This window comes from Phycisphaerae bacterium (assembly GCA_028714855.1).
GTDB lineage: Bacteria > Planctomycetota > Phycisphaerae > Sedimentisphaerales > Anaerobacaceae > CAIYOL01.
The window spans coordinates 1-2,820 of record JAQTLP010000019.1; the positions used below are offsets into that span (position 1 = coordinate 1).

Consider the following 2,820-nt stretch of genomic DNA (forward strand, 5'->3'; position numbering starts at 1 on the left):
GACCCTCCTTCAAGACCTTTTCGTCCAGAAATTCAACGGGGAACGTGCAGTGCTGCCAAGTGCCAAGAAGGTCGACGAATTTCAGGTCCGCCATCTTCGCATTGTTCTTCTTTGCGAATTCAAAAAATTCCTTTGGTTTCATTACACACCTCACTAAAAAATTAGGTTGTTGATATTTACCTTTTATCCAATAGCTTCGCTGCCTCTTTCACCAGTTCTGATGCGGATGCATTCAGGCAGGTCCAATACAAAAATCTTCCCGTCGCCGATTTGCCCCGTCTTTGCACCGTCGATGATTGCTTTGATTGTTTGCTCAACGAAATCATCGTTCACCGCTATCTCCAGCCGGATTTTTTTCAGCAGATTAACTTCCATCCCGACGCCGCGGTATGATTCGTGATAGCCCTTTTGTTGCCCACAGCCCAGTGAATTTGTCACCGACATTTTATACACCTCTTCCTTGTACAGGGCCTGTTTTACATCGTTGAGCTTGTGTGGCTGGATATATGCTATTATCAGCTTCATAATTATATCTCCTTCAATCCGGGACATCCCGATTTATTCAGTGGTAAATATTTGAAATCCTGCATACGCCTCATTGCCGTGCTCGCCGATATCAAGCCCGCGTATTTCTTCTTCTCTCGAAACGCGGATGCCAATGACCGCTTTCAGAACGGCCCAGGTCAATCCGGCTATGACCAACACAAACGCTCCCACTGAAACAACAGCAGCCACTTGAGCTTTCAGCAAAGTCAGCCCGCCACCGTAGAATAGACCGTTACCCGTTGCCATGCCTGCAATTTTATCCTTTGCAAACAGTCCGACACAAAGGGTTCCGAATATGCCATTGACAAGGTGCACGGACAATGCGCCTACGGGGTCGTCCAGATGTAAACGGTCGAATATCATTACTGCGAGCACAACGAGAATACCGGCTATCAGGCCTATTACCAATGAACTGCCTACAGTGACGAAGGCACAAGGCGCTGTAATCGCCACAAGACCTGCGAGACATCCATTTAATGTCATACCCAGGTCAGGTTTACCAAGCAGCAGCCATGAGGTTATCGTTGCGCTCATAATCGCCATTGCAGCCGCCATATTGGTAGTTACCGCTACGTGGCTGATTGCGATTGGGTCGGCTGTCATTGTTGAGCCGGGGTTAAATCCGAACCATCCGAACCAAAGTACAAATGTCCCTATAGTTGCCAGTGACAGATTATGACCTGGGATAGCTCTGATGTGGCCGTTGCCGTATTTGCCGATTCGTGGTCCGAGCAATATTACCCCCGCCAACGCCGCCCATCCGCCGACACTATGCACCACGGTTGAACCTGCGAAGTCGAACGTTCCCATCTTCGCCAGCCAGCCGCCCCCCCAAATCCAGTGCCCGACTATCGGATATATCAGCATAGCCATAACAAATGAGAAAATAATAAACGATATATATTTTATTCGCTCGGCTACCGCTCCGGAAACGATAGTTGCCGCCGTGCCGCAGAACACTAATTGGAAAAAGAATTTGGCCCAAAACGGGACACCCGTCCACGAAATGGCTGAGTACACACCGTGGTACGCCTCACCTGTTGCAGGCGAATTGTCTAAACCGCCGGCAAATAATAACCCTTTAAGACCAACGAATCCGTTGCCGTCGCCGAACATCAGGCCCCAGCCTAAAATTAGAAATCCCAGCGATGATACTGCGAACACGATGAAATTTTTCGACAAAATATTGACGCAGTTTTTTGATCGTGCGAATCCAGATTCAACGGCAGCAAAGCCAAGGTTCATAAAGAAAACCATCTTGGCTGTAATCAAAACCCAAATCGTGTCAATAATCACTTTTGTATCCATAATTTCTGACCCTTTATTATTATTTAGAAAGAGGTTGATATTCCAACGCCCATCCAGACATTATCGCTTTTGTCGGTGGCATCGCGTATCGCATCACTAAGCATTGTCGAGTAGTTAATGCTCGGCCTAATTATCCAAGTGTCCATACAAAAGGGGAGTCCCATTGTAAGTGTAAAATCATTTGACCGGCCGCCGTCTACGCCAAAGTAGCCTTTATTATAAGCTGCATTACCCCAGCCGTAACTTGCTCCCAGCTGTAAACCGCAATAGCATTTATCATTGACAACATAAATCTTTTCAAGTGTGTGCCCGATGCCAAACTGGAAATAGCTTCCATCGATTTCATCAACGTCGCGATACCATTTGAAATATGGGGTCAAAGGAGCTTTGGGCAAGCTCAGGCCCCCATATACTTCGGTCGTAGGCTCAAAAGCAGTATTGGGGAACCGATAGTAAATCGTGCCTACGGAGAAGTCCAGCCAGTTAATATCCGGCATAGTTCCTGAATAGTCCAGCGTGTAATCGAGCTCACTGAATTCTCCTGCGTTATCCGGGGCAGTTAAAGACTTGTTAGTCATATCCATATTACCCCAGATTGAGCTGGTAAACCCGTAACCACTTGCAGATACCGCCGGCTGTAACACACTCTTGTCATCAACATTCTGCCCGCGCCAGATGTACTTGCCGTAATAGTCAGTTGAAAAGCCAAATTTGATTTTCTCTTCTGCCATAGCCGGATCCAATACGATTGTCCCGAATAATATTAATGTTCTTAGTGTTGTTCTTGGCATGTTCAATCGCATAGCTATTCACCTCGATACCGTAAAGATTTTCAAATCCCATTTTTTCGGCTTTCCATTAAATCTTTGTAGACAGGATTTTTTAATTTCCAGCCCCCCTCAACTTCCTCAAATATCTCACGATTCCAGAATTTCTCCACTATGCCCCAGAACTGTTTGGGGGTAT

At 46.6% G+C, this 2,820-nt stretch carries 3 protein-coding genes; all 3 read right to left on the reverse strand.

All coding sequences use genetic code 11. The features are described from left to right. Positions 1–183: 183 nt before the first annotated feature. The 3 genes from PHG53_10400 to PHG53_10410 are packed head-to-tail and all read right to left on the reverse strand — an operon-like array spanning position 184 to position 2,585. On the reverse strand, positions 184–525 hold the full coding sequence (locus PHG53_10400; protein MDD5382028.1) for a P-II family nitrogen regulator: 342 nt from the start codon (positions 523–525) through the stop codon (positions 184–186). A gap of 33 nt (positions 526–558) precedes the next feature. Beyond that, positions 559–1,854: an ammonium transporter gene (gene amt / locus PHG53_10405; GenBank protein MDD5382029.1), complete on the reverse strand. Its 1,296-nt coding sequence runs from the start codon at positions 1,852–1,854 to the stop codon at positions 559–561. A 23-nt stretch (positions 1,855–1,877) separates the two neighbouring features. Further along, positions 1,878–2,585, reverse strand: a complete 708-nt coding sequence (locus PHG53_10410; protein MDD5382030.1) for a hypothetical protein — start codon at positions 2,583–2,585, stop codon at positions 1,878–1,880. Positions 2,586–2,820 lie beyond the last annotated feature (235 nt).

Coding starts and splice junctions, on each gene's coding strand:
- PHG53_10410 (MDD5382030.1), bottom strand. CDS start 2,585: ATGGCAGAAGAGAAAATCAAATTTGGCTTTTCAACTGACTATTACGGC.
- amt (MDD5382029.1), bottom strand. CDS start 1,854: ATGGATACAAAAGTGATTATTGACACGATTTGGGTTTTGATTACAGCC.
- PHG53_10400 (MDD5382028.1), bottom strand. CDS start 525: ATGAAGCTGATAATAGCATATATCCAGCCACACAAGCTCAACGATGTA.